The organism is Neobacillus mesonae (assembly GCF_023715155.1).
Lineage (GTDB): Bacteria > Bacillota > Bacilli > Bacillales > Cytobacillaceae > Neobacillus > Neobacillus mesonae_A.
In genome coordinates this window covers 19021-40960 of sequence record NZ_JAMBNQ010000001.1, presented here as the reverse complement: position 1 = coordinate 40960, position 21940 = coordinate 19021, and the positions used below count along the sequence as shown (strand labels likewise).

Sequence of the window (21940 nt, the reverse complement as noted above, 5' to 3'; positions counted from 1 at the left end):
GCCTCAAGTTTTTATTTATCTTCTTCATAAAGCATTTTAACCATATCTGCAAATAAAAGATTTATGCCGCCCTCATTTTCCGGAACATCTAAATTCACAGTGACTAAGGCATATTTAGGATTTTTGTATGGAAAGTAGCCGGCAAACCACTTATTATGCAATTGTTTACCGTCCTTATATTTCCCGGTTTCAGCCGTTCCAGACTTGCCTGCAGCCTTATAGGGCAGGTCCTTAAACCATCTCCCTGTCCCATTGGGATTAATCACGACTTCACGCAGTAATTTTTGCAATTTCATCGCTGTATAAGGTGAGATTGTATCGCCCTTTAGATTTTTTTCTGGAAAGGCAACCATTGTTGTTCCATTCTTATATTCAATTTTTGATACAGCTCTTACCATTTCCTTTTGACCGCCTCTAGCAATCGTCGCCATCATATTTGCAACGGCTATGGGGGTACCCCGCACCTCATGCTGTCCAATTCCTGACATAGCCGCAAAATTGGCATCCTTTTTCGCCTCATCCGACAAAAATACTCTGCCTTTGTCCTCTCCTGCAAGCTGATAAAAATTACTTGTATGGTAAATATCTCCGTGCCAGCCTACAGATCCAGTAAGGGACAATTTCAATGCAAATTGTTCCAGCATATTGGGATCTATTTGCTGCAGTTCTTTTGCCAATTCACCGAATGTTCGGTTACAGCTTCTTGCAAAGCTTTCACTAAAATTCAGCATTCCATAATTATACTTCGGTTCCGGATTTCCATTGATCTTCTTACTGCAATTAAATAAACGATTGGGTTTATCTAGATTATTCTCAATTGCCGCTGCGGCCACTACCGTCTTAAAAACAGAACCCATGATTTGCTGCTTAAACATTTGATTGGTGATTCCTGAACCGGTAAATGGGGCTTTTTTATTTATCGCAGGTCTGGACACAAGGGCAAGGATACTATTGTTTTCTATATCAAGTAGAACCAGCCCGCCTTTTTCAATTTGATATTGATCAGTTAGTGCTTCTGCTTTTTCCTGGATGTTCTTGTCAATAGTGGTTCGAATATTAACTGGATAAAATGGATTTGCGGGATCTACATATTTCACATAAATTCCAAATAATGGTGCACCGCCTCCATCGACATGGTACACAAGCTTTGATTTTCCTTCAGGAAGAAGAAATTCATCAAAACTTTCTTCAAGTCCTGATATTCCGATTAATGTTTTTTCCGACAGCTCCTTATCTGGATAACGTTTTTTTAATTCCTTCATATTTTGACCTGTTAACCCTAGCAGCTGTTCAGCTGGGATTTCACTCCGTTCAAACTTTTTTCCCACCGCAAAGACACCAGGAATTTTTAGTGCATTAATCCTGTCCATTTGATAATTCGTTAATTCAATAGGTTCTGGTTCACCATAGGCGAAGGGTTTTTTAGCAGATTCAATTGAACTTTGCAGAGAGTCTTTTGACATTCCTATAATCTCGGCAACTTTTGCTATATCCCAATCCATTTTTTTTAAAAAGGGAAATAGAACTAGAACTGTTGCCGTTTTATGTGTCAAAGGTTCACCATTATGGTCAAGAAAATTCCCTCTCCCATTATCGATGACTAATTCCTGTGTTCTTTGCTTTACGCTTTCTTCAAGTAAATTTATGTTATGCTTTGAAAAGGTCTCAGTATTAAATAATTGTATTTCCATTAAACGAACTAAAAGAAGGATAAAACAGCTAATGCAAATAAACAGCCATCCCACGGCACGTTTTTTCCACATAAAAAACACCTCGTCAAAAGTCTTGACGAGGTTTCTGATTTTCAAACAACATTGATTATTTACTTTATAGAAACAATTCGTACGTTCATTTCACCGCCAGGGGTTTGAACGGTGACAACATCGTCAACTTTTCTTCCAATTAGGCTCTTGGCAATTGGGGAATCGTTGGAGATTTTCCCTTCAAAAGGATCTGCTTCAGCACTTCCCACAATCGTATAGGTTTCCTCTTCACCATCTGGAAGCTCCACAAATGTTACCGATCTGCCCAATGTTACGGCATCACTGGCAAGGTCACCCTCTCCGATGATTTTAGCATTGCGAATCATGTTTTCAATCGTTGTAATTCTTCCTTCAACGAAAGCTTGCTCTTCTTTAGCGGAATCGTACTCTGAATTTTCGGATAAATCCCCAAAACTTCTGGCGATTTTAATTCTTTCAACAACTTCTTTACGTTTAACCGTTTTTAATTGTTCAAGTTCCTGCTCAAGTTTTTCTTTACCTGCTTGTGTCATTGGAAATACTTTTTCTGTAGCCAAAAACCCTCACTCCTTCTAGTCTTCACAATCCCCCGTAGAATTGTGGTGTAATATATGTAGGTATACGCTATTAGGCTTAATACATAGTGCGCGTCCCATAAATCGGGGCGCGCAGCTTTATAGCCATACTTGGTTCCTTTTTGCTTATCTTTTATTGTTTCATAAAAATGACTTTTGTTCAAGAATAGTTTGAATTTTTGTCACCATTAAATCAATCGCCACATGGTTTTGACCACCCTCAGGGATGATAATATCAGCATACCGTTTCGTTGGTTCAATAAATTGATTATGCATTGGTCTAACCACATTCGTATATTGATCTATTACGGAATCAAAATTTCGTCCGCGTTCTTTAATATCACGGGTGAGCCGTCGGATAATTCTTAAATCAGCATCCGTATCAACAAAAAGCTTCATATCCATTAAATCTCTTAGGCGCTCATCTTCTAGAACTAAAATACCCTCTAAAATAATGACATCCTTTGGCTCGACACGAATCACTTGTTCTGAGCGGGTATGCCGTTCATAATCATATACTGGTTTATCAATTGCTTCATAATGCAGCAGCTGCTCAATATGTTCAATTAATAAATCATTATCAAACGCCAGGGGATGATCATAATTTGTTTTTAACCGTTCCTCAAACGGCAGGTGGCTCTGGTCTTTGTAATAATAGTCCTGCTCAATAACTAAAATGGAATGACCTTTAAAACTTTCGTAAATCGCTTTAGTTACACTGGTTTTTCCTGAGCCAGATCCACCGGTTACACCAATAACAACCGGTTTTTTCATCATGCTAGTTCTCCTTTCGCATCATGTTGTTTGGATAAACCGGTCTGTCTATCTTAAATTGAACAATTTGTAAAGGGTGTCTGGCAGCATCCAATTCATTCCCTTTTTCATCCCAAATCTTCTCTATGCGGTACTTAAAGTTTTGAATTTCCGGCCCGAAAAATTCAACCTCATCCCCTGGTTTAAAATGATTCCGCTGCTGTAGCGTTACCATTTTAGTTTCAGGGTTATAATCCATCACCAGACCGGCAAATTCATAACTAGTCTTCTTGCTATGATTACCAAACATTTGCTCTTTATACCCGGGTACCCCTTCAAAAAATGCTGGAGCCGTTTCACGATTGGCACATTTATCAAGTTCTTCAAGCCATTCCTGCTGAATTACAAAATGATCGGGATCCGCACAGTATGCATCAATTACTTTTCGATAGACGCTGACAACTGTAGCGATATAGTGAATGGATTTCATCCTTCCCTCTATTTTTAAACTGTCAATTCCAAGTTCAATCATCTTTGGGATTGATTGTATCAGGTTAAGATCTTTTGGACTCATGGCAAATGGAGAATCTCCTTCACCAAACAAAGGAATTTCATTGCCGCCTTCAAGACTATATAAGTCATAATCCCAGCGGCATGACTGACAGCATCCGCCCCGGTTTGAATCCCTTGCGGTCATATGATTGCTTAATGTACAACGGCCGGAATATGCGATACACATTGCCCCGTGGATAAAGGTTTCAATCTCGATATCAACCTTTTCTTTCATTTCACGAATTTCTTCGGCACTTGTTTCACGTGCCAATACAACCCGCTCCAAACCTTCTTCTTTCCAAAATTGAATTGCCTTCCAGTTTGCAAGCGACTGCTGCGTACTTAAGTGAACTTCAATTTCAGGTGCCAGCCGGCGGCAGGTTTCGATAATAAGAGGATCGGCAACGATAATACCCGCTATACCTGCCTCTTTTAACCCAAAAATGTATTCCTCTAAGCCCGGAATATTCTCATTGTGGGCATAAATATTAGTTGTGACATAGATGTTTGCGCCATATTTCTTTGCAAATTCTACACCTTCCTTAATTTCTTCCAGTGTAAAATTATCAGCATTAGAACGAAGTCCATATTCCTGTCCGCCAATAAAAACGGCATCTGCTCCATATTGGACCGCAATTTTTAACTTTTCAAGATTACCAGCTGGCGCAAGGAGTTCCGGCTTTTTCACAATTACACGCTTTCCGTCAATGATTTCAGAAATTTTATCTTTTACTGTATTCACGTTTGAACTCCTCCTAAATTGTCTAGCTGCTGCGCCCTGGAGGCTAATGCCCTTCGCCCTGGTATAAGTCAACTTCAAATCGCCTCGGCGTTTTGTGTTGACCTTATCTGGGTTGGAGTGCTCCATGTCATATACGCTGCTGACAGGGGCGCTTACGCTTTTTTGTCAATAAACTGTTTCCTTAAAGAAAAATCCTGTATCTAATGGACGATTGTCCGGCTGAATTTCCTCAATTTTAGCAAGGAGCTCGTCCTTCTTGTCGTCATACAAGTCCGGATCCTGGTAAAATAAATCAATCGCTTCACGATAAATTTTTGTTACAGCTGCAATATATTCTGGACTCTTTAGAATGCCGTCTATTTTAAATGAATCAACACCTGCTTCTAACATCTCTTGCAGCTCATCAATAATACAAATATCATTTGGGCTCATAATATGTGTGCCATTTTCATCTTCAAAAATAGGATATTTATTCTCTCTTTCCTTATCGTGAAGAAACATATTCTTTTGCTGCTTACGGTTTTCAATTTCCATTATTTTTCCTTGGTACTCAAAATAATGATCAAGCAATGGCCGTTTGGATTGAAACATACAGCTCATTCCATGTACTTGTACCTCTATTTCTACTTCAGCATTTTCTTTAATCTCTACAATGGCATCCATATTGATTTCTCGGGCAAGAACAGCTCTTTTAGCCCCTTTTCTTCCCCAATAGTTACATGTATACCAGTTTGTTCCAGTAGTTTCTGTACTCCAATGAAGCCTCATCTCTGGTGCCGATTCTCTTGCTGCCATTAATACTGCAGGATCCCCAAAAATGACAGCGTCCGCTTTTGCTTCTGAAGCGAATTGAATATAATCCGACAATTCCTCCAATTTTTCATTATGAAAAATAGCATTCATCGCCACATACACTTTTTTTCCTTTAGAATGTGCAAGCTCCACTGCCTTTCGGACATCCTCCCGGTTAAATTCACCAGCAAGTCTTAATCCATATCTTTGCTCGCCAATAACAAACGCATCTGCCCCGGCCTCAGCCAAAGGTAAGATATCATCAATTGTTGTTGGAGTCACAAGTAATTCTGTTTTTTTCATTTCCTCTCACCTCTTTTTTTACTAACAGCAACTCCATCTCCAACTGGAAGAATAATGGAATCAAATGTCGGATGATTCATTAACCAATGGTTAAAATCATTAATTTTCTTCACTAAATTGCGGGTTCTCCTTGATTCAATTTCCGTTTCAGCCACAAGTCCTTTAAACAAAACATTATCGGTAATGACCATTCCACCGTCGTTAAGATAGCTGGAATAGATTTCGAAAAACTTTTTGTATTGTCCTTTTGCAGCATCAATAAAAATAGCATCAAATGGAGCATGGCTGCTAACCTCATTCTCAAGCTCCAATGCATCCCCTTCAATCAAGGTGATTTGCTGTTCAAGTTGTGAGCGCTGGATAAATTCCTTTGCCAAATTAATTCGTTCTGTATCTCTCTCGATGGTTACGATATGAGCACCAGTAATGGCGTCGGCCATCCTAATGGCGGAGTAACCAATTGCCGTTCCTACCTCTAGTATTTTTTTAGAGCGATGAATCCGCAAAAGCTCAAGCATCGTCTCAATTCCAGGAAGCTCCATAATTGGAACCCCATGCTCTTTCGCAAACTGTTCCATTTCCATCAATAATGGATTTCGCTCAGGAATCAACTGTTCAATATATAAATGCAGCTTTTCATTTAACAAGCTGCGTCACCTCAATCCTTTTAAACAATTCTTACCAATTTGCTCTTCCTTAGACATGAAAAAATAGCACCACAGAAAAAATCGCGTCAATTTTATTGACCCGACACTTGTTGTTGACTGCGAAAAGCCGCTTCCTGTGAGCTGTGTATATATCAAATAAAACACCCGAATTATTTTACCATAAAAAAAGAGGGAATGCGAACTTTCCCTCAAAATACAAACAGCTATTTATTATTGGAAATATGCTTAGCTTTTTCCTTGTTATGCTCTTCCAATGTTTTTGTGAAAATAATTTTCCCGCCCGCCGTTGCCAAGAAATAATAATAATCTGTTTTCTCTGGTTCCAGTGCTGCTTCAATTGAAACTTTTCCTGCATTCGCAATGGGGCCTGGCGGCATGCCTTTATGTTTATACGTATTATATGGTGAGTTGACTTCTAAATCTTTATAATACACTTTTTGTTTATGCTTCCCTTGCGCATATAGTACAGTTGGGTCTGTCTGCAGCGGCATTCCCTTGTTCATTCTATTATAAAAAACACTTGAAATCGTTTTACGATCTGCCTTTTCGGTGGCTTCCTCTTCAATTAAGGAAGCCATCGTAATTAATTGATGGACTGTTAATTTTTTTTCTTCCCTTTTCTCTGTATAATCCATTACGACAGACTGTGTTTTTTCCAGCATTGCATTTACCATTTCCTCTAAAGCAGGATTTTTCTTATAAAAAGAGTATGTTGCTGGGTATAGGTATCCTTCAAGCGGATATTTTACTTGTGAATTGAGAATATCTTTTGTTAACAAATTAGGATATTTCTCCATAAAGCCTTTAACAAAGGTAACATCGTTGAGCTGTTTAAAAACATTTTCTTCATTTTGTTTTGTTGCTTTTGCTATAATTGCTGCAATTTCCTTTAATTGCTTACCTTCTGGAATGGTCATCTTTACGGCTGGCTTTGCAAGCACTTTCCCCGTTTTCAAGCGGCCGACGATTTCAGCTATATCCATAGATGGACTCAGTTCATATACTCCCGCCATAAAGCCGCCTTCATTTTTAAATTTTACATAATATTTAAAGACTTTAGCATTCTTAATAATGCCATGAGCCTCCAGTGTCTCACCAATACCCGTTACCGATGAACCAATTGGAATTTCCACCTTTTTCTGAACCTTACTATGCGGGTCAATTGGCTTTAAACTTGAGTTTATATAGAGAAATCCGCCGCCGCCAATAATTAAAATGAATAATACTAATACAATCGCTATGATTAAAACTATTTTTCTAACAATCCTAGCTTCTTTTTCAGATTCCAGCATTTTTTGCCGAATCATGTCTTTTTTATCTTTTTTATCTGACGCCACATTACTCCCCCTTCCCATTGAACAAAAAGCAAATATACAATGCTTATTCATAAAATATTTCTCTATTTAATATGTAATTATTTCAGCATATACAGAGGAAATTGTCAATTTTTCTCGAAAAAAGGAGGGCCTAGAACAAGCCCGCTTGTTCTACAATGATTAGTCTTAGTATTTCCCCTGGCTGACAGCCCTGGTAAGCCGGATAAATGTTGTGCTGTTCAAAGCTGGTGCTGGTGCTGGACAATTTACGGAAGCAGAACTAAAAAAAGGACCAGCCATTTGCAGCTGGACCCTCTACTTACTGATCTTCTTCATCATCTAAGAATGTATTAAATACTTCTTCCACCATGTCCCACTCTTCATCTGACTCAATCGGCATCAATTCGCCGAATCCGCCGTCTTCTGTTGGAATATAGGCATAGGCATGAACTTCTCCATCTTCTCCATCTTCTTCATCTTCAGATGAACTGACAGGATAGAATAATACATATGACCTTTCAAACTCATCTGAATCAAAAGTTAAAAGAATTTCAAATAATTCTTCATCCCCATTATCATTCACAAGAGTTATATAGCGTTCTTCATCCTCATGATTATGCTCGTGCGCCATTACTTCACCTCATTATTTTTTGCTGTCAAGATAGCCTTGCAGAATCATCATTGCTGCCATCTTATCAATTACTTTTTTCCTTTTCTTACGGCTTAAATCAGCTTCCAGTAAAATACGCTCGGCTGCCATTGTTGTAAGCCGTTCATCCCATAAAACAGCAGGTATTTTAAACCGGCTTTCAATTTCAGCGGCATACCTCTGGCTGGCTTCTCCGCGGGGTCCGATTGTCCCATTCATATTTTTGGGCAGACCAACGACTACTTGACTAACTTGATACTCACTTATTAATTGACCAATTTCCTCAAAACCAAACTCCTGCTTGTCTTCATTTATATGAAGTGTTTTGAGGCCCTGTGCTGTCCACCCCAGTTCATCACTAAGGGCAACACCAACTGTTTTTGAGCCAACGTCTAGACCCATTACACGCATTTATTAAACCTCTCATTGTTGTCTAAGATAAGATTTGACTAATTCCTCAATAATTTCATCGCGTTCAAGCTTTCGAATGATATTTCGGGCATCGCGATGACGAGGAATGTACGCAGGGTCTCCTGATAGAAGGTAACCGACAATCTGATTAATAGGGTTGTACCCTTTTTCCTTCAATGCTTCATAGACCTGGAAAAGAACATCATTTACATCATGTTCAAAGGGTTCTTCAGGAAAATTAAATCTCATTGTTTTGTCAAATGAGCTCATGAAAGTACACCTCGAATTGTAATAGTTACCTATATTTTACACTACTTTGTCGATATTACAAACTGGATTTTACCCATTCCTCGACAAATTGCAATGCAGAATCAAGTTTTTGCGGATCTTTACCGCCTGCCTGCGCCATATCAGGACGGCCGCCGCCGCCGCCGCCGCATTTAGCTGCTACTTCTTTAATTAGTTTTCCTGCATGGCAGCCTTTCTCAATTAAATCTTTTGTAACCGCGGCAATTAGATTTACTTTTTCGTCATGTACACTGCCTAATACAATAACTGCAGATCCAAGCTTTTGTTTTAAGTCATCTGCCATATTTCTTAGATTATTCATATCAGCAGCCTGTACTTTTGCCGCTAATACTGTAACACCCTCGATCTCCTTAGCTTTTGAAACAAGGCTTCCTGCCTCGATGTTTCCCAGCTTGGCAGCCAGTGATTCATTTTCCCGCTGCAGATGCTTCACCTCAGTCAATAAACCTTCAATTCGACTGACTACCTCTTTAGGGCTTGTTTTCAATTTTTCTGCAGCATCTTTTAAGAGGCCAATCTGCTCATTTAACAATCTGTATGCTGATCCGCCTGTCACTGCTTCAATCCTTCTTGTTCCTGCACCTATTCCGCTCTCTGAAACAATTTTAAACAATCCGATGACAGATGAATTAGAAACGTGACAGCCGCCGCATAGTTCAAGGCTATAATCACCAACCTTCACCACTCGGACAATATCTCCATATTTTTCACCGAAAAGCGCCATTGCTCCCATTGCTTTCGCTTCAGCAATTGGTTTTAATGTAATGTTAACATCAAGATTGTCCCAAATCTTTTCATTGACAATTCTTTCAATTTCCTCAAGCTCCCAAGGCTTAATTTGGCCGAAATGAGAAAAGTCAAAGCGAAGACGTTCAGGCTCAACTAGGGAACCTGCCTGGTTCACATGCTCTCCAAGTACATCTTTTAAGGCACGGTGAAGCAAGTGTGTAGCAGTATGGTTTTTAGTAATTTTCGCGCGGTTTTCAGCATCAACCTTTGCTGTTACCTGCTGATTAGTTTTTAATGTGCCGGTCTTAACTTCCACATTGTGAAGATTTTGCCCGTTTGGTGCCTTTTGAACATCCTTAACAAATAGACTAACACCTTCCCCTTCTATTACACCATGGTCGGCAATTTGCCCGCCGCTCTCAGCATAAAATGGTGTCACATCAAGGATGATTTGCACTTCTTCACCACTATTGGCTGTATTCGTCTGCTCGCCGTTTTTGATAATGGCAATCACAGTTGAATTAGTTTTCAATTCATCATATCCGACAAATTTACTTTCTACTATAATATCTCTTAAGACACCGCCTTGAACCTGCATTGAATTTTCATCATGTCGTGCAGCACGAGCCCGCTCACGCTGTAATTCCATCTCTGCTTCAAAGCCCTCGTGGTCGATCTTCATTCCTTCTTCATCTGCGTATTCTTCTGTTAATTCTACAGGAAAGCCATACGTATCATATAAGCGGAAGACATCCTCACCATTAATTGTGTCACTGCCCTTTTCTTTTTCTTTTTTCATGACACCAGCTAAGATTGCCAGCCCTTCATGAAGAGTTTCATGGAAACGTTCTTCTTCGTTTTTAATTACTTTCTGAATAAACTCTCGTTTCTCTTTTACTTCCGGATAGAAATCGGCCATGATCTCCCCAACAACTGGTACAAGTTCAAACATGAACGGACGGTTAATGTTAATCTGTTTTGCATATCGGACTGCACGGCGAAGCAGACGTCTTAAAACATACCCACGGCCTTCATTGGATGGCAGTGCTCCATCGCCAATGGCAAAGGCAACTGTCCGAATATGGTCAGCAATAACTTTAAAAGCAACATCTGTTTCTTTATCTTCACCATATTTAACACCTGAAATTTCTTCAGTTGCCCGGATAATCGGGATAAATAAATCAGTATCAAAATTGGTTGCGGCATTTTGGACTACAGAAGCCATCCGTTCCAAGCCCATTCCAGTATCAATATTTTTATTTGGCAGCGGTGTATAAGTTCCATCCGGGTTATGGTTAAATTGGGAGAATACTAAGTTCCATACTTCCAGATAGCGCTCATTTTCACCGCCAGGATATAGTTCCGGATCATTTGGGTCATCCCCATACTCTGGTCCGCGGTCATAGAAAATTTCTGTGTTTGGACCGCTTGGGCCTTCACCTATATCCCAATAGTTTCCTTCCAAACGGATAATCCGCTCTTCCGGAAGTCCGATGGTTTTGTGCCAAAGTTCATAGGCTTCATGATCCTCTGGATGTATAGTCACAGATAAAAGTTCCGGATCCCAGCCAATCCATTTATTATCAGTTAAAAATTCCCATGCCCATTCGATGGCTTCCTTCTTGAAGTAATCGCCGATAGAAAAGTTGCCAAGCATTTCAAAAAATGTATGGTGACGCGCTGTCTTTCCTACATTTTCAATATCGTTTGTCCGGATTGATTTTTGTGCATTGGTAATACGTGGATTTTCCGGCACTACACGGCCATCAAAATATTTTTTTAATGTTGCCACTCCACTGTTAATCCATAATAATGACGGGTCATCATGCGGAACAAGTGATGCGCTTGGTTCAATGGCATGACCTTTTTCTTTAAAAAAGTCTAAAAACATTCTACGAATTTGTGAGCCGGTTAAATTCTTCATTATTCAGCCTCCTGTTATTTTTAAAAAACAATATAAAAAAGCCCTCATCCCTGGACAGGGACGAGAGCTTGACTCGCGGTACCACCCTGATTATGAGCATACTTAAATACTCATCTCTCAATCCCTTTAACGCAGGGAAACGACAGGTATTAGCTGCACTCTGGATTAGCATTCTGTTGTCCTTCATCTAAAATTCCTTTCAGCCGCGGGAATTTCTCTCTTTTACACATCACCATGATGTGTTATAGATGGTCTACAACATACTCGGTCCTTCAACATTTTCATATATACTATATGTCGAATTATATCCACCAGCAAAACGTTTGTCAATTATTCTCCGCTATTTGGCGGCTGTTCGTTCGTCTTTACTGTTACAAAATGATTTTTAGCATGAATAATCCCGACTTTTAAGACTGCTAGGATGGGGACCGCCAAGATCATTCCTAATATGCCGCCTATTTCGCCGCCTGCCGTTAAGGCAATCATGATAACTAATGGATGCATATGCAAGCTTTTCCCGACAATAAAAGGGGAGAGAATATTTCCTTCTAAAAACTGCAGCCCAAACACAATAACTATTGTGATAATCACTAATTTCCCTGAAATGGTTGCCGCAATAATCACTGCCGGGATGGCGCCAATAATCGGGCCAAAATAAGGGATAACATTTGTTGCTGCAATGATTAAGCCTAACAAAAGCGGATATTTTAGATGAAAAAGCCAAAACGCCAGAGCAGAAATACCACCAATTATGATACAAACAAGCAGCTGTCCGCGAATATAACTGCCAAGTGATTTATCAACATCCCGTAAAAAAAGGGCTCCCTTTCTTCTCCATGATTTTGGGGTAATGTACCAAAGAGACCGCTTCAATAAAGGAAAATCCTTTAGCATATAAAATGCAATGAACGGGATGATCATTAATATCAATGCAGAATTTAAAAATCCAACTAGGATATTTACAATGGTCGTCAACAACGAATCCAATTTCATCTCAAAAGCATCTATACCTTCGTTTACCCTTGTTTGCAGTCCGTCCGGCCATTCTCTTGTATTCGATTGAAGTGTTCGAATCCACTCTCGGTACTGCTCGGCAAATAATGGTGCACTTTCGGATAGATCTTTAATCTGGTCAATCATTGCCGGAATTCCCTTATAAAGGGCAATTCCAATACTGCCAAAGAAAATAACATATATTAAAATAATAGCCCAGCCGCGATTCACTCCCTTTTCATGCAATTTTTCCACAACGGGGTGAAGCAGATAGGTAATAAACCCAGCAATTATAAAAGGGATGGCAATTATAACCGTTACTCTTAAAATTGGCATCCAGATTGAGCTGATTTTTAGAAAAATATAGATTGCTGCAAACAGAAGGAGCAAAAAACCGATGCGATAATACCATTTCATACGAATATCCACGAACATGCCTCCTTATGTTTATTTTTCGAGACATTGGGTGGAAATATGTAAATCCCCCTCAAAACTTGAGGGGGACATTGATTAAAAAATCGAACGCTTTACTTTTCTTTTCATTCGTTTCATTTGTCGTTCTGACATCAAATTATTTTTTTGTGCCAGATTAAAGGCTGCCATTCCTGCTCCGAAAGCAATCATAGATGTCATCATTTTGTTCATTCGTCTCACCTCTTTTTTAGTATGCGGTTAACGCTTTAAAGGGTGTAACGACGCTCTTCTTCTTCAAACAAATCATCAAGAGAACTTAATGTACCATCTTCTTCAACCTGATGGGTATTAATGATTCCTTTTGTTACAGAAAGTTCAATAAAACAGTTCCAGCAATAAAATTGGTTTATACCAATTTTCCCTATATCTTTGCTGGCACAATTGGGACACTTTAACATTGGAAAGACACCTCACGTTTGTTTTACATCGACGATGATGGCATCTTTTCCGATCGTTAAGGGCTTTCCAGTTTGGATTACTTGCTTGCCTTCCATAATATCTGAAAAGAAACCATCCGTGATTTCATACCCTACGATTGTGCCCAATTCTTCCTGAAAATATACATCTTTAAGCAATCCAAGGGAGTTTCCACTCTTAGAAAGCATCATCATTCCTTCAAGAGAATGAGCTGATGTAAATTCCGAACTTTCCTTTGCTTTCTCCAAAGCATTTTCATCTTCAATCATAACCCCATCCCAGCCAAAGGATTCTACATTTTGAATATCCAAAAAGCAGGATTGTTTGAAGAAAACGCCTTTTTTGACCAATAAACCTTCCACAGTACCTGACATGGAAAGGTATAAATCCGTGACTTCACCAATTTTTCTGCCGCTCTGCGTTTCAAAGACTGGCTGCCCTTTAAGTAAAGAAAATGTTCGCAAAGAGTGATATCACCTCCCGAACATTTTTAGTTTTAGCTATTGGTCATAAAATCATAAGGTGTAACGTTTTCCATTCCAATCATCGGGTTCACCTGCATTAATTCTTCCTCTAATGACATTTCAACTGTCACATCATGATCTTCATCTTCCGATATCTTTTTTTCTTCTATAGGCAGTATTGCTTCCTGAAGCTTTTCACATAATGTGGTTAACCGTTTTGATTCATCTGCTCTTTCAATACCCATCTTGAGGGCATCGGGTTCACCGCATAGAATTAATGATTGTTTACTTCTTGTGATGGCTGTGTAAATCAAATTTCTTTGCAGCATCCGATAATAGCTTCTTGTTATGGGTAAAATTACAATAGGAAATTCACTTCCCTGTGATTTGTGAACAGAACAGCAATAGGCAAGAGTGATTTGATTTAAATCCTGTCTTGTATATTCGACTTCATTTCCTTCAAAGGAGACATATATTTTATCTTCTTTATCTGTATTTTCCTTAGCATAAATAATGGAAATGATTTCACCAATATCGCCGTTAAATACGTTGTTCTCTGGCTGATTCACAAGCTGCAGCACCTTATCGCCAATCCGGTATTTCACATCCCCAAAAGCAATCTCCTTTCGTTTGCCGTCTGGATTCGGATTAAAGATTTCCTGCAGGAGCACGTTTAACCGGTCAATACCTGCAGGACCGCGGTACATTGGCGCCAAAACTTGAATATCTTTCGCTGTATACCCTTTGCTTTTTGCATTCATGGAGATTTTTTCTACCACTTGGGCAATCTGGGCTGTTGAACATTTAATAAACGAGCGATCCGCCTGTTTTTTCGTTACATCAGCAGGTAAACGCCCCTTCTTTATTTCATGAGCAAGCTCAATAATGGACGATCCTTCAGCCTGGCGGTAAATATCCGTCAGCTTCACTGTTGGAATCCGCTCAGAACGAAGCAAATCCTTTAGTACCTGACCTGGTCCGACTGATGGAAGCTGATCTTCGTCACCAACCAGTATAACCTGAATATTTTCCGGAAGTGCCTTAAACAATTGATTGGCAAGCCAAATATCCAGCATCGATGTTTCATCAACGATTATAATTTTACCTTCTAAAGGGCTTGCATCATCCCGGTCAAAACCTTCTGTTCCGTTAAAGCCTAGCAGCCGGTGGATTGTCACTGCAGGTAATCCTGTTGATTCACTCATTCTTTTTGCAGCCCGGCCTGTTGGTGCTGCCAATAAAAACGGAAATGGTTCATCTTTTTTATGGTAATCCTTTGGCTCTAATGAACATCCATGTAATTCCCCGTAAAGCTCTACAATTCCTTTTATGACAGTCGTTTTTCCTGTTCCAGGACCACCGGTTAGAATCATCATCGGCGACATAAGTGCCGTTTGAATTGCTTCCCTTTGTGTTGGGGCATATTGAACCCCGAGCCGTTCTTCTAAACTTCCCAAAGCAAGCAAAAACTCAGATTCAGGAAATTGATCCTTATATTCCGTTTGCTTTAGAATTCGCTGAATGCTGGTAACAAGTCCTTTTTCAGCAAAATATAAAGAAGGCAAGTAAATGCGCTTTTCTTCTCCGATGATTTTCCCCTCTTCTTGAAGTTCTATGATTTCATTCGAAATATCCAAAAACTCAATTTGATCGCGTTTATTTTCTTCAAGAAGTGATTTAACACGCTTCAGTAAATCTTCTGCATTCATGTAAACATGGCCCGTTTGCATACAGTCATTTTCTAACATATACAAACAGCCTGCTTTAATTCGGTCTGGATGGCTGCCTGAAATCCCCAGCTGATATCCAAGTTCATCGGCCCTTCCAAATCCGATACCCTCTACATCCTCTACAAGCTTATATGGATTTTGTTGAATAATGTTTAACGTCTCTTCTTTATAGACCTGATAAATTTTCATTGAAAGCTGTGGCCCAAAACCGTATTGATTAAGGGAAATCATAACTTGTTCAAGACCTTGGTGCTCCATTAACGTATCATATAATAGTTTCGCTTTATCGGGAGGGAGTTTCGGAACTGAATCAAGCAGTGAAGGCTGGTTTAGAATTTTTGATATCGCATCTTCCCCTAACGTTTCAACAATATTTTCTGCTGTTTTCTTTCCAATTCCTTTAAACATTTCACCTGACAAATAGGCAATAATCCCTTGTTTCGAGTGCGGTATGTCTTTACGAAAATGCTTTGCTTGAAATTGAAGTCCAAACTTTGGATGTTCTTTAAACTCTCCGTAAAATGTATACGTTTCCTGCTCGTAAACCTTTGGAAAATAACCGGTAATGACCGCTTCTTTTTCATTATATGTATGATTGGTTTCATCCACACGAATTCTTAAAACCGTATAAAAGTTTTGCTCATTATGAAAAATAGTGACGATCGGCCTTCCCTTAATAAACCTGCCTTGCTCTTCAAATAAATCAAGTGATTCTTGGTTTTCCATGATACTCCCTCCCCTCCGTTCATTTCGTAAAGCGTTATGCTTATTGCTCCATTATTTTCTTCGCATGACCGGCAAGTAAATGATCCGGCTGGATTTCCAAAGCTTTGTTAAACATCGCGACTGCCTTTTTTGTATTTTCTTTAAAGACATAAGATACACCTAAATTATAATAAGCATCTGAATGTTTTGGTTCAAGTTCAATACATTTTTCAAATTGTTCCATTGCTTCATCAATAAATTGGAGCTGAGCAAGACAAAGTCCATATTGAAAACGGGCTTCGGCATCATTCTCATTAAGTTCAACGGCTCTTTGTAAATATGGTAATGCTAATTTACCTTGTTCTAAATATATAAGTGAAAGTCCCAGCATGAAGTAATTATCGCTTGATTCAAGACCTTTCTTCATAGCAAGTTCAAACATATTCTTGGCTTCATCGAATTGTTCATTGTTGAAGAACACACTGCCGGCACTATAATAAGCGGCAGGTGCATGTTCGTCCAGCTCTATCGCCTTTTGAAAAAATTTCAATGCTTTTTCATCCTCACCTAAAGCTGACAGTACATTGCCAAAATTGATATAGCCTATAGGGTCTGATGGGTTTTCATTGATTGCTTCATTGAAAGCTTTAGCGGCTTCTTCTAAGCTGCCGTCCTGCATATATTGTACACCTAATTGGTTATTGTCCACTATTGTTCAACTCCATTTCTAAATGGAAGTATATCATATTTCCCCGTTTTTATGGACCAGTCCCTGCCATAAACACCAAAAAGCCAGGTGCTAAACCTGGCTCAAATAATCATCTTTAGATAGCATTTTTGTTTTCGCCCTTTGTATCCAGTTCTAATTGATTCTTAAATTTAACAAAGGAGATTGTGACTAACGAAGCAAAAACAAGCAGACATGCCATAATACTAACTCTATTCTGTCCGTCAAGCACAAAAGCGGTTAAAATAATGATTAAAAACACTAATGCAGCACCGGTGATGTATGGGTATCCCCATACTTTAAAGTTTGGTTCTTTTGTATAAGTATTACGAAGTTTTAGCTGGGAAGCACATATGCCGGTCCATACCAATGATACAACAAAGCCCGGTACGGCCATTAAAATAGTAAATACATGTTCCTGTGCAATGAATGCAGCCAAAGCCCCGCCAGTCAATACTATCGCTGTTAACAATAAGCTAGCCAGAGGGACACCTTCTTTTGTTACATAAGAGAAAGATTTCGGAGCTTCTCCCTCAAGGGCTAAAGAATGCAGCATCCTTGTGCAGCCATATATGCCCGAGTTCGCTGCTGAAAGGACTGCAGTAATGAGTATGAAATTCATTAAATGCGCAGCTCCCTGCATCCCAACCATCGATAATACTTGTACAAATGGGCTTGCCTGCCCGCTGAGTTCATTCCATGGAATTAAGCCGCAAATAATAAGAATGGGTAATGTGTAAAATAAGACAATTCTTAGAATGAAGCTTTTGATAATTTTGGGCAAGATCCGTTCGGCATTTTCAGTTTCAGTAATCGTTACACCGATTAGTTCAGACCCTCCATATGAAAACATAACAATTAACAAAGCAGGGAAGACCGACATCCAGCCATTGGGAAAAATCCCGCCATGATTCATATAGTTTTCGAGATAACCCGTTTTGCCTGAAGGGATAATGCCAAAAAGAATACAAGCCCCCAATACGATAAATACAATAATCATGGCAATTTTGACGCCGGCAAACCAAAATTCAAACTCTCCGTAATTCTTAACATTCATCATATTAATACCGATGACGAAAGCTGCGCATCCTAAACTTAGTACCCAAAGCGGGAAAGCCGGAAGCCAGTATTGCAGAAAGCTTCCAGCAACAACTACCTCAATAACACAAACAGACAACCACATAAAACAATACATCCAGCCCATTACAAATGAAGCCCTTTTCCCAAAAGCTTTCTGAACAAATCCTTTTATATTAGTGTTCGGATAGGCACTTGCCATTTCCGCAATGGCCCCCATTACCACAAGAAGAAATATTCCCGCCAATATATAAGAAAAAATCACACCTGGTCCAGCAATCGATACCGTTTCAGCACTTCCTTTGAAAATTCCTGTACCAATTGCTCCTCCCATTGCCATTAATGTTATATGCCTCGGCAGCAGCCTTTTTTGCAGTCGTGCATTATTTGAATTCATATCAATTCCACCTACATTTCTAATCAATTAACTGTAAATTTGGGATAGAATAATCGTAAAAACTAATGAAATATTGCATTCATTAAGCAAATTCAATGGGCCAAACCTTAGGATTTTCAATCAGCTGTTTAAAGCGGTTAGTAAAGGCAACAGCCGTGGCACCGTCTGCTACACGGTGATCAAATGACATCGACATGGTCATAATGGAGCGGATGTGAATCTCATCGTTTTCCATTACAACCGGCATTTTCTTTGTTTTATGGAAGGCAATTAATCCTGTTTCTGGATAATTAATAATTGGAGTTGCACCAATACTGCCCAATGGACCAACATTACTGACGGTAAATGTTCCATTTCTCATCTCAGCCGGTTCCAGTCTGCCTTCCTGCGCTTTTAGGGTCAATGTTTTAAGCTGATTATGGATTTGGCGGACAGATAAGCGATCAGCGTGATGGATAACTGGAACAATTAAACCATCTTCTGTATCAGTTGCAATCCCGATATTGTATTCCTTTTCTAAATAAATGACTTCATTCTCCTCATCGAGTTTTGCATTAAATACAGGGTATTGCTTTAATGCAACAGTCATTGCCTTAATAAAGAAAGCTGCAGCAGAAATATGAATATTCATTGCTTTTAATTCGTTTCGATAGGCTGATAGTTCCGTTAAATCAGCCTCTTCAAAGTGTGTCACGTGTGGAATCGTAAATAGGGAATGTGCCATCTTTTTTGCAATCTGCTTACGTCGTCCCCTGAATGGAATCACTTCAAGCTTATGATCTTGTATAAGATCGTTTCTTCCTTTTCTCGGCCTGCGCTCTTGTTCCATAATCACTTTTTCCTGTGAAGGGTTGTTTTCAGCTGCTGGAAGTTTTTCATTCGTCTTAATCTGATCACGTTTTTTAACATAATCATAGACATCTTTAACCGTAATCCTCCCACGAGGACCGGTTCCGGTAATTTCTTCGATATCCACAGAAAATTCACGTGCAATTTTCCGTGTGTAAGGTGCCGCCATAATAAATCTTTTTTGTTTCTTCGGCGTTTCAATTAGATCCATTCGTTCGGAATCAGGTCTCTTCTTTTGAGTTACAAGTTCTTCAACTTTTTCAGTTACCGGTTCATCTGTTTTCTCGTCTTTTGTTTCCAGTACCAGCAGTGTCGTACCAACAGATACCAAACTGCCGTGATCAACCACAATATCTTTGACTTTTCCTGAAACGGGAGAAGGGAGCTCTGCAACCATTTTATCTGTTTGCACTTCTACAAGCGGCTGATCTGCCTGGACCATATCGCCGACTTTAACAAAATATTGAATAACTTCGCCTTCTGTCATCCCTTCACCGATATCATGTAATTTCACTTCAACCATTGTTATCCTCCCTTTAGAAATGCATCACTTTTTCAATTGCCTTCATGACCCGCTGCGGTGTCGGAAGATATTTGTCTTCTAAAGCAAAAAATGGAACTGGTACATCAAAACCTGTAACACGTTCAATCGGTGATTTCAGAAATAAAAATGAAGTATCATTAATAATCGATATAATGTCATTCCCTAAACCGCCTGTTTGTTGTGCCTCATGGATAATTACCGCACGTCCTGTTTTTTGAACAGATTCAGCAATGATGTCTTTATCAATCGGGTACAAAGTCCTTAAATCAATTACATCACAGGCCATTCCTTGTATCCTGGCCTGTTCGGCAGCCTTTAAAGCAACGGGAACCATTGCACCCCAGGTAATTAATGTAACGTCATCCCCATCCTGAAGCTTCTTTCCCTTTCCAATTTCAACCATATATTTTCCCTCTGGAACTTCTTCCCGGTTTGCCCGGTAACTTCTCATTGACTCTAGAAATAATACGGGATCCGGATCTTCAATAGCTGCAATTAAAAGACCTTTTGCATCATAAGCGGAAGAAGGACAGACCACTTTAATTCCCGGCATATGCGTAAATAATGCTTCGACACTGTCTGAATGGACTTCCGGCGCACGAATACCAGCACCGTACGGGGCCCGAATCACCATTGGAACGGTATAACTCCCCATAGTCCGCATCCGAATTCGTGAAACATGTGTCATAATCTGTTCAAAAGCAGGATAAATAAACCCCAAAAATTGGATTTCAACAACTGGTTTAAAGCCATTTACTGCCATACCAATAGATGTGCCCACAATGCCTGCTTCACTTAACGGCGTATCCATTACCCGGTTTTCCCCAAATTGTTCCTGTAATCCTTCAGTTGCACGGAATACACCCCCGTTTTTTCCTACATCTTCCCCAAGTATTAGGACGCTATCATCCTCTTTTAACATGGTCCGTAATCCATCGGTTATCGCTTGAACAAGAGTTAATTGGTTTGTTCCCATAGGACGGTTAACTAATTCTTTTTCTATCATCATTAGGCTTCCCTCCTGGTGAATTGAAGATATTGTTCCTTTTGCTCCGCAATCGTCCATGTCGGCTTTTCAAATACATTGTCAAACAAGTCATTTACATTTGGTTTTGGAAATTGTTCCATCCCTCTTACCGCTTGTTCGACCTCCGTTGTGATTTCTTCCGTTATCTTCTTAATCCATTCTTTATCCCATAAGTTGTTTGATTTCATATACCGTTCAATGCGAAGAAGCGGATCCTGCGTTTTTCTGATTGTTTCACTTTCCGATTGATCACGGTATTTAGCAGGATCATCGGAAGTTGTATGAGCTCCATATCTCCATGTCACAGCCTCAATTAAAGTCGGTCCAAGTCCATTTCGTGCTCGATTAAGCGCCTCCAACACTTGAAAATAAACAGCAAATATATCATTGCCATCAATTCGAACCCCAGGCATATCATAGGCAAGTGCTTTTTGCGCTATTGTTCCTGAATTCATTTGCTTTTCAATCGGTACGGAAATCGCAAACCGATTATTTTGATTAAAAAAGACAACCGGTGCTTGAAATACACTAGCGAAATTTAGTCCTTCGTGAAAATCTCCTTCTGATGTTGCACCATCCCCGAAATAGGCAATCACCGCATTATTTGTGCCTTTTCTTTTTTCCGCCATTGCCGCTCCTGCTGCATGGGGGATTTGGGTAGCAATTGGAACAGCGGGCGGAAAAATCCTCTTTCCTTCTTCAGGCACATTGCCTTCTACACGTCCATTCCAATATAGAAGGGTTCGTGTCATACCCGCACCAAATGTTAAGGTCGCACCATGGTCACGATAGGTTGGAAAAATCCAATCGTCTTTATCAAGTGCCATTGCACTTCCGGCTTGTGATGCTTCCTGACCTTCAAACGGGGCATATGTGCCCAGCCTGCCCTGCCGCTGTAAACTAACTGCTTTTCGGTCGAACGTTCGGATTCGAAGTATATTATAGTAAAACTCCTTGACCAGTTCTTTCGTCATTTGATCCCTGTATTGTTCATTTACTAATTGACCATTTTCATCAACAATTTGTAAAATTGGAAATTCAACTGTCATTCTACTCACCTCATCTATTTAA

Annotated in this window: 21 protein-coding genes; all 21 read right to left on the bottom strand. The window is 39.6% G+C overall.

The window, feature by feature from the left end:
• Window positions 1-11: 11 nt before the first annotated feature.
• Window positions 12-1763, bottom strand: a complete 1752-nt coding sequence (locus tag M3183_RS00200) for a peptidoglycan D,D-transpeptidase FtsI family protein (RefSeq protein WP_251465322.1) — start codon at window positions 1761-1763, stop codon at window positions 12-14.
• 59 nt (window positions 1764-1822) lie between these two features.
• A complete protein-coding gene (gene greA / locus M3183_RS00195; protein ID WP_251465321.1) occupies window positions 1823-2299 on the bottom strand; it encodes a transcription elongation factor GreA in 477 nt (158 codons plus the stop codon).
• A 159-nt stretch (window positions 2300-2458) separates the two neighbouring features.
• Window positions 2459-3094, bottom strand: a complete 636-nt coding sequence (udk, locus tag M3183_RS00190) for a uridine kinase (protein ID WP_251465320.1) — start codon at window positions 3092-3094, stop codon at window positions 2459-2461.
• 1 nt (window position 3095) lies between these two features.
• Window positions 3096-4364 (bottom strand): peptidase U32 family protein, encoded by a 1269-nt coding sequence (locus M3183_RS00185; protein WP_251465319.1) that lies wholly within the window; start codon window positions 4362-4364, stop codon window positions 3096-3098.
• A gap of 165 nt (window positions 4365-4529) precedes the next feature.
• On the bottom strand, window positions 4530-5459 hold the full coding sequence (locus tag M3183_RS00180) for a peptidase U32 family protein (protein WP_251465318.1): 930 nt from the start codon (window positions 5457-5459) through the stop codon (window positions 4530-4532).
• On the bottom strand, window positions 5456-6106 hold the full coding sequence (locus M3183_RS00175; protein WP_251465317.1) for an O-methyltransferase: 651 nt from the start codon (window positions 6104-6106) through the stop codon (window positions 5456-5458). Before M3183_RS00175 ends, M3183_RS00180 begins: the two co-directional genes overlap by 4 nt.
• A gap of 224 nt (window positions 6107-6330) precedes the next feature.
• Window positions 6331-7434: an endolytic transglycosylase MltG gene (gene mltG, locus M3183_RS00170; RefSeq protein WP_251466217.1), complete on the bottom strand. Its 1104-nt coding sequence runs from the start codon at window positions 7432-7434 to the stop codon at window positions 6331-6333.
• A gap of 328 nt (window positions 7435-7762) precedes the next feature.
• Window positions 7763-8074, bottom strand: a complete 312-nt coding sequence (locus M3183_RS00165; RefSeq protein ID WP_251465316.1) for a DUF1292 domain-containing protein — start codon at window positions 8072-8074, stop codon at window positions 7763-7765.
• Between the two features lie 12 nt (window positions 8075-8086).
• Entirely contained in the window at window positions 8087-8503 is a 417-nt protein-coding gene (gene ruvX / locus M3183_RS00160; protein WP_251465315.1) for a Holliday junction resolvase RuvX, read from the bottom strand.
• A 12-nt stretch (window positions 8504-8515) separates the two neighbouring features.
• Window positions 8516-8773 (bottom strand): IreB family regulatory phosphoprotein, encoded by a 258-nt coding sequence (locus M3183_RS00155; RefSeq protein WP_251465313.1) that lies wholly within the window; start codon window positions 8771-8773, stop codon window positions 8516-8518.
• 55 nt (window positions 8774-8828) lie between these two features.
• The gene (gene alaS, locus M3183_RS00150) at window positions 8829-11465 is read right to left on the bottom strand and encodes an alanine--tRNA ligase (RefSeq protein ID WP_251465308.1); all 2637 of its coding nucleotides are present in this window, start codon (window positions 11463-11465) and stop codon (window positions 8829-8831) included.
• Between the two features lie 330 nt (window positions 11466-11795).
• A complete protein-coding gene (locus M3183_RS00145) occupies window positions 11796-12887 on the bottom strand; it encodes an AI-2E family transporter (RefSeq protein WP_251465307.1) in 1092 nt (363 codons plus the stop codon).
• Between the two features lie 81 nt (window positions 12888-12968).
• Window positions 12969-13103 carry a YrzQ family protein gene (locus tag M3183_RS00140; protein WP_251465306.1) on the bottom strand — a complete coding sequence of 45 codons (135 nt, stop codon included), beginning with the start codon at window positions 13101-13103 and terminating at the stop codon, window positions 12969-12971.
• A gap of 35 nt (window positions 13104-13138) precedes the next feature.
• Complete coding sequence (locus tag M3183_RS00135) at window positions 13139-13330, bottom strand: hypothetical protein (RefSeq protein ID WP_251465305.1); 192 nt, start codon at window positions 13328-13330, stop codon at window positions 13139-13141.
• Window positions 13331-13342: 12 nt separating this feature from the next.
• The gene (locus M3183_RS00130; RefSeq protein WP_251465303.1) at window positions 13343-13813 is read right to left on the bottom strand and encodes a PRC-barrel domain-containing protein; all 471 of its coding nucleotides are present in this window, start codon (window positions 13811-13813) and stop codon (window positions 13343-13345) included.
• 32 nt (window positions 13814-13845) lie between these two features.
• Window positions 13846-16269, bottom strand: a complete 2424-nt coding sequence (gene recD2, locus M3183_RS00125; protein ID WP_251465301.1) for an SF1B family DNA helicase RecD2 — start codon at window positions 16267-16269, stop codon at window positions 13846-13848.
• A gap of 40 nt (window positions 16270-16309) precedes the next feature.
• Entirely contained in the window at window positions 16310-16957 is a 648-nt protein-coding gene (locus M3183_RS00120) for a tetratricopeptide repeat protein (protein WP_251465300.1), read from the bottom strand.
• Window positions 16958-17072: 115 nt separating this feature from the next.
• Window positions 17073-18449 carry an amino acid permease gene (locus tag M3183_RS00115; protein ID WP_251465292.1) on the bottom strand — a complete coding sequence of 459 codons (1377 nt, stop codon included), beginning with the start codon at window positions 18447-18449 and terminating at the stop codon, window positions 17073-17075.
• A gap of 82 nt (window positions 18450-18531) precedes the next feature.
• A complete protein-coding gene (locus tag M3183_RS00110) occupies window positions 18532-19821 on the bottom strand; it encodes a dihydrolipoamide acetyltransferase family protein (RefSeq protein WP_251465290.1) in 1290 nt (429 codons plus the stop codon).
• A gap of 13 nt (window positions 19822-19834) precedes the next feature.
• Entirely contained in the window at window positions 19835-20851 is a 1017-nt protein-coding gene (locus M3183_RS00105; protein ID WP_285878152.1) for an alpha-ketoacid dehydrogenase subunit beta, read from the bottom strand.
• Window positions 20851-21918, bottom strand: coding sequence for a pyruvate dehydrogenase (acetyl-transferring) E1 component subunit alpha (gene pdhA / locus M3183_RS00100; RefSeq protein ID WP_251465288.1), 1068 nt, complete (start codon window positions 21916-21918; stop codon window positions 20851-20853). The genes M3183_RS00105 and pdhA overlap by 1 nt, the downstream gene beginning before the upstream one ends.
• Between the last annotated feature and the right edge of the window lie 22 nt (window positions 21919-21940).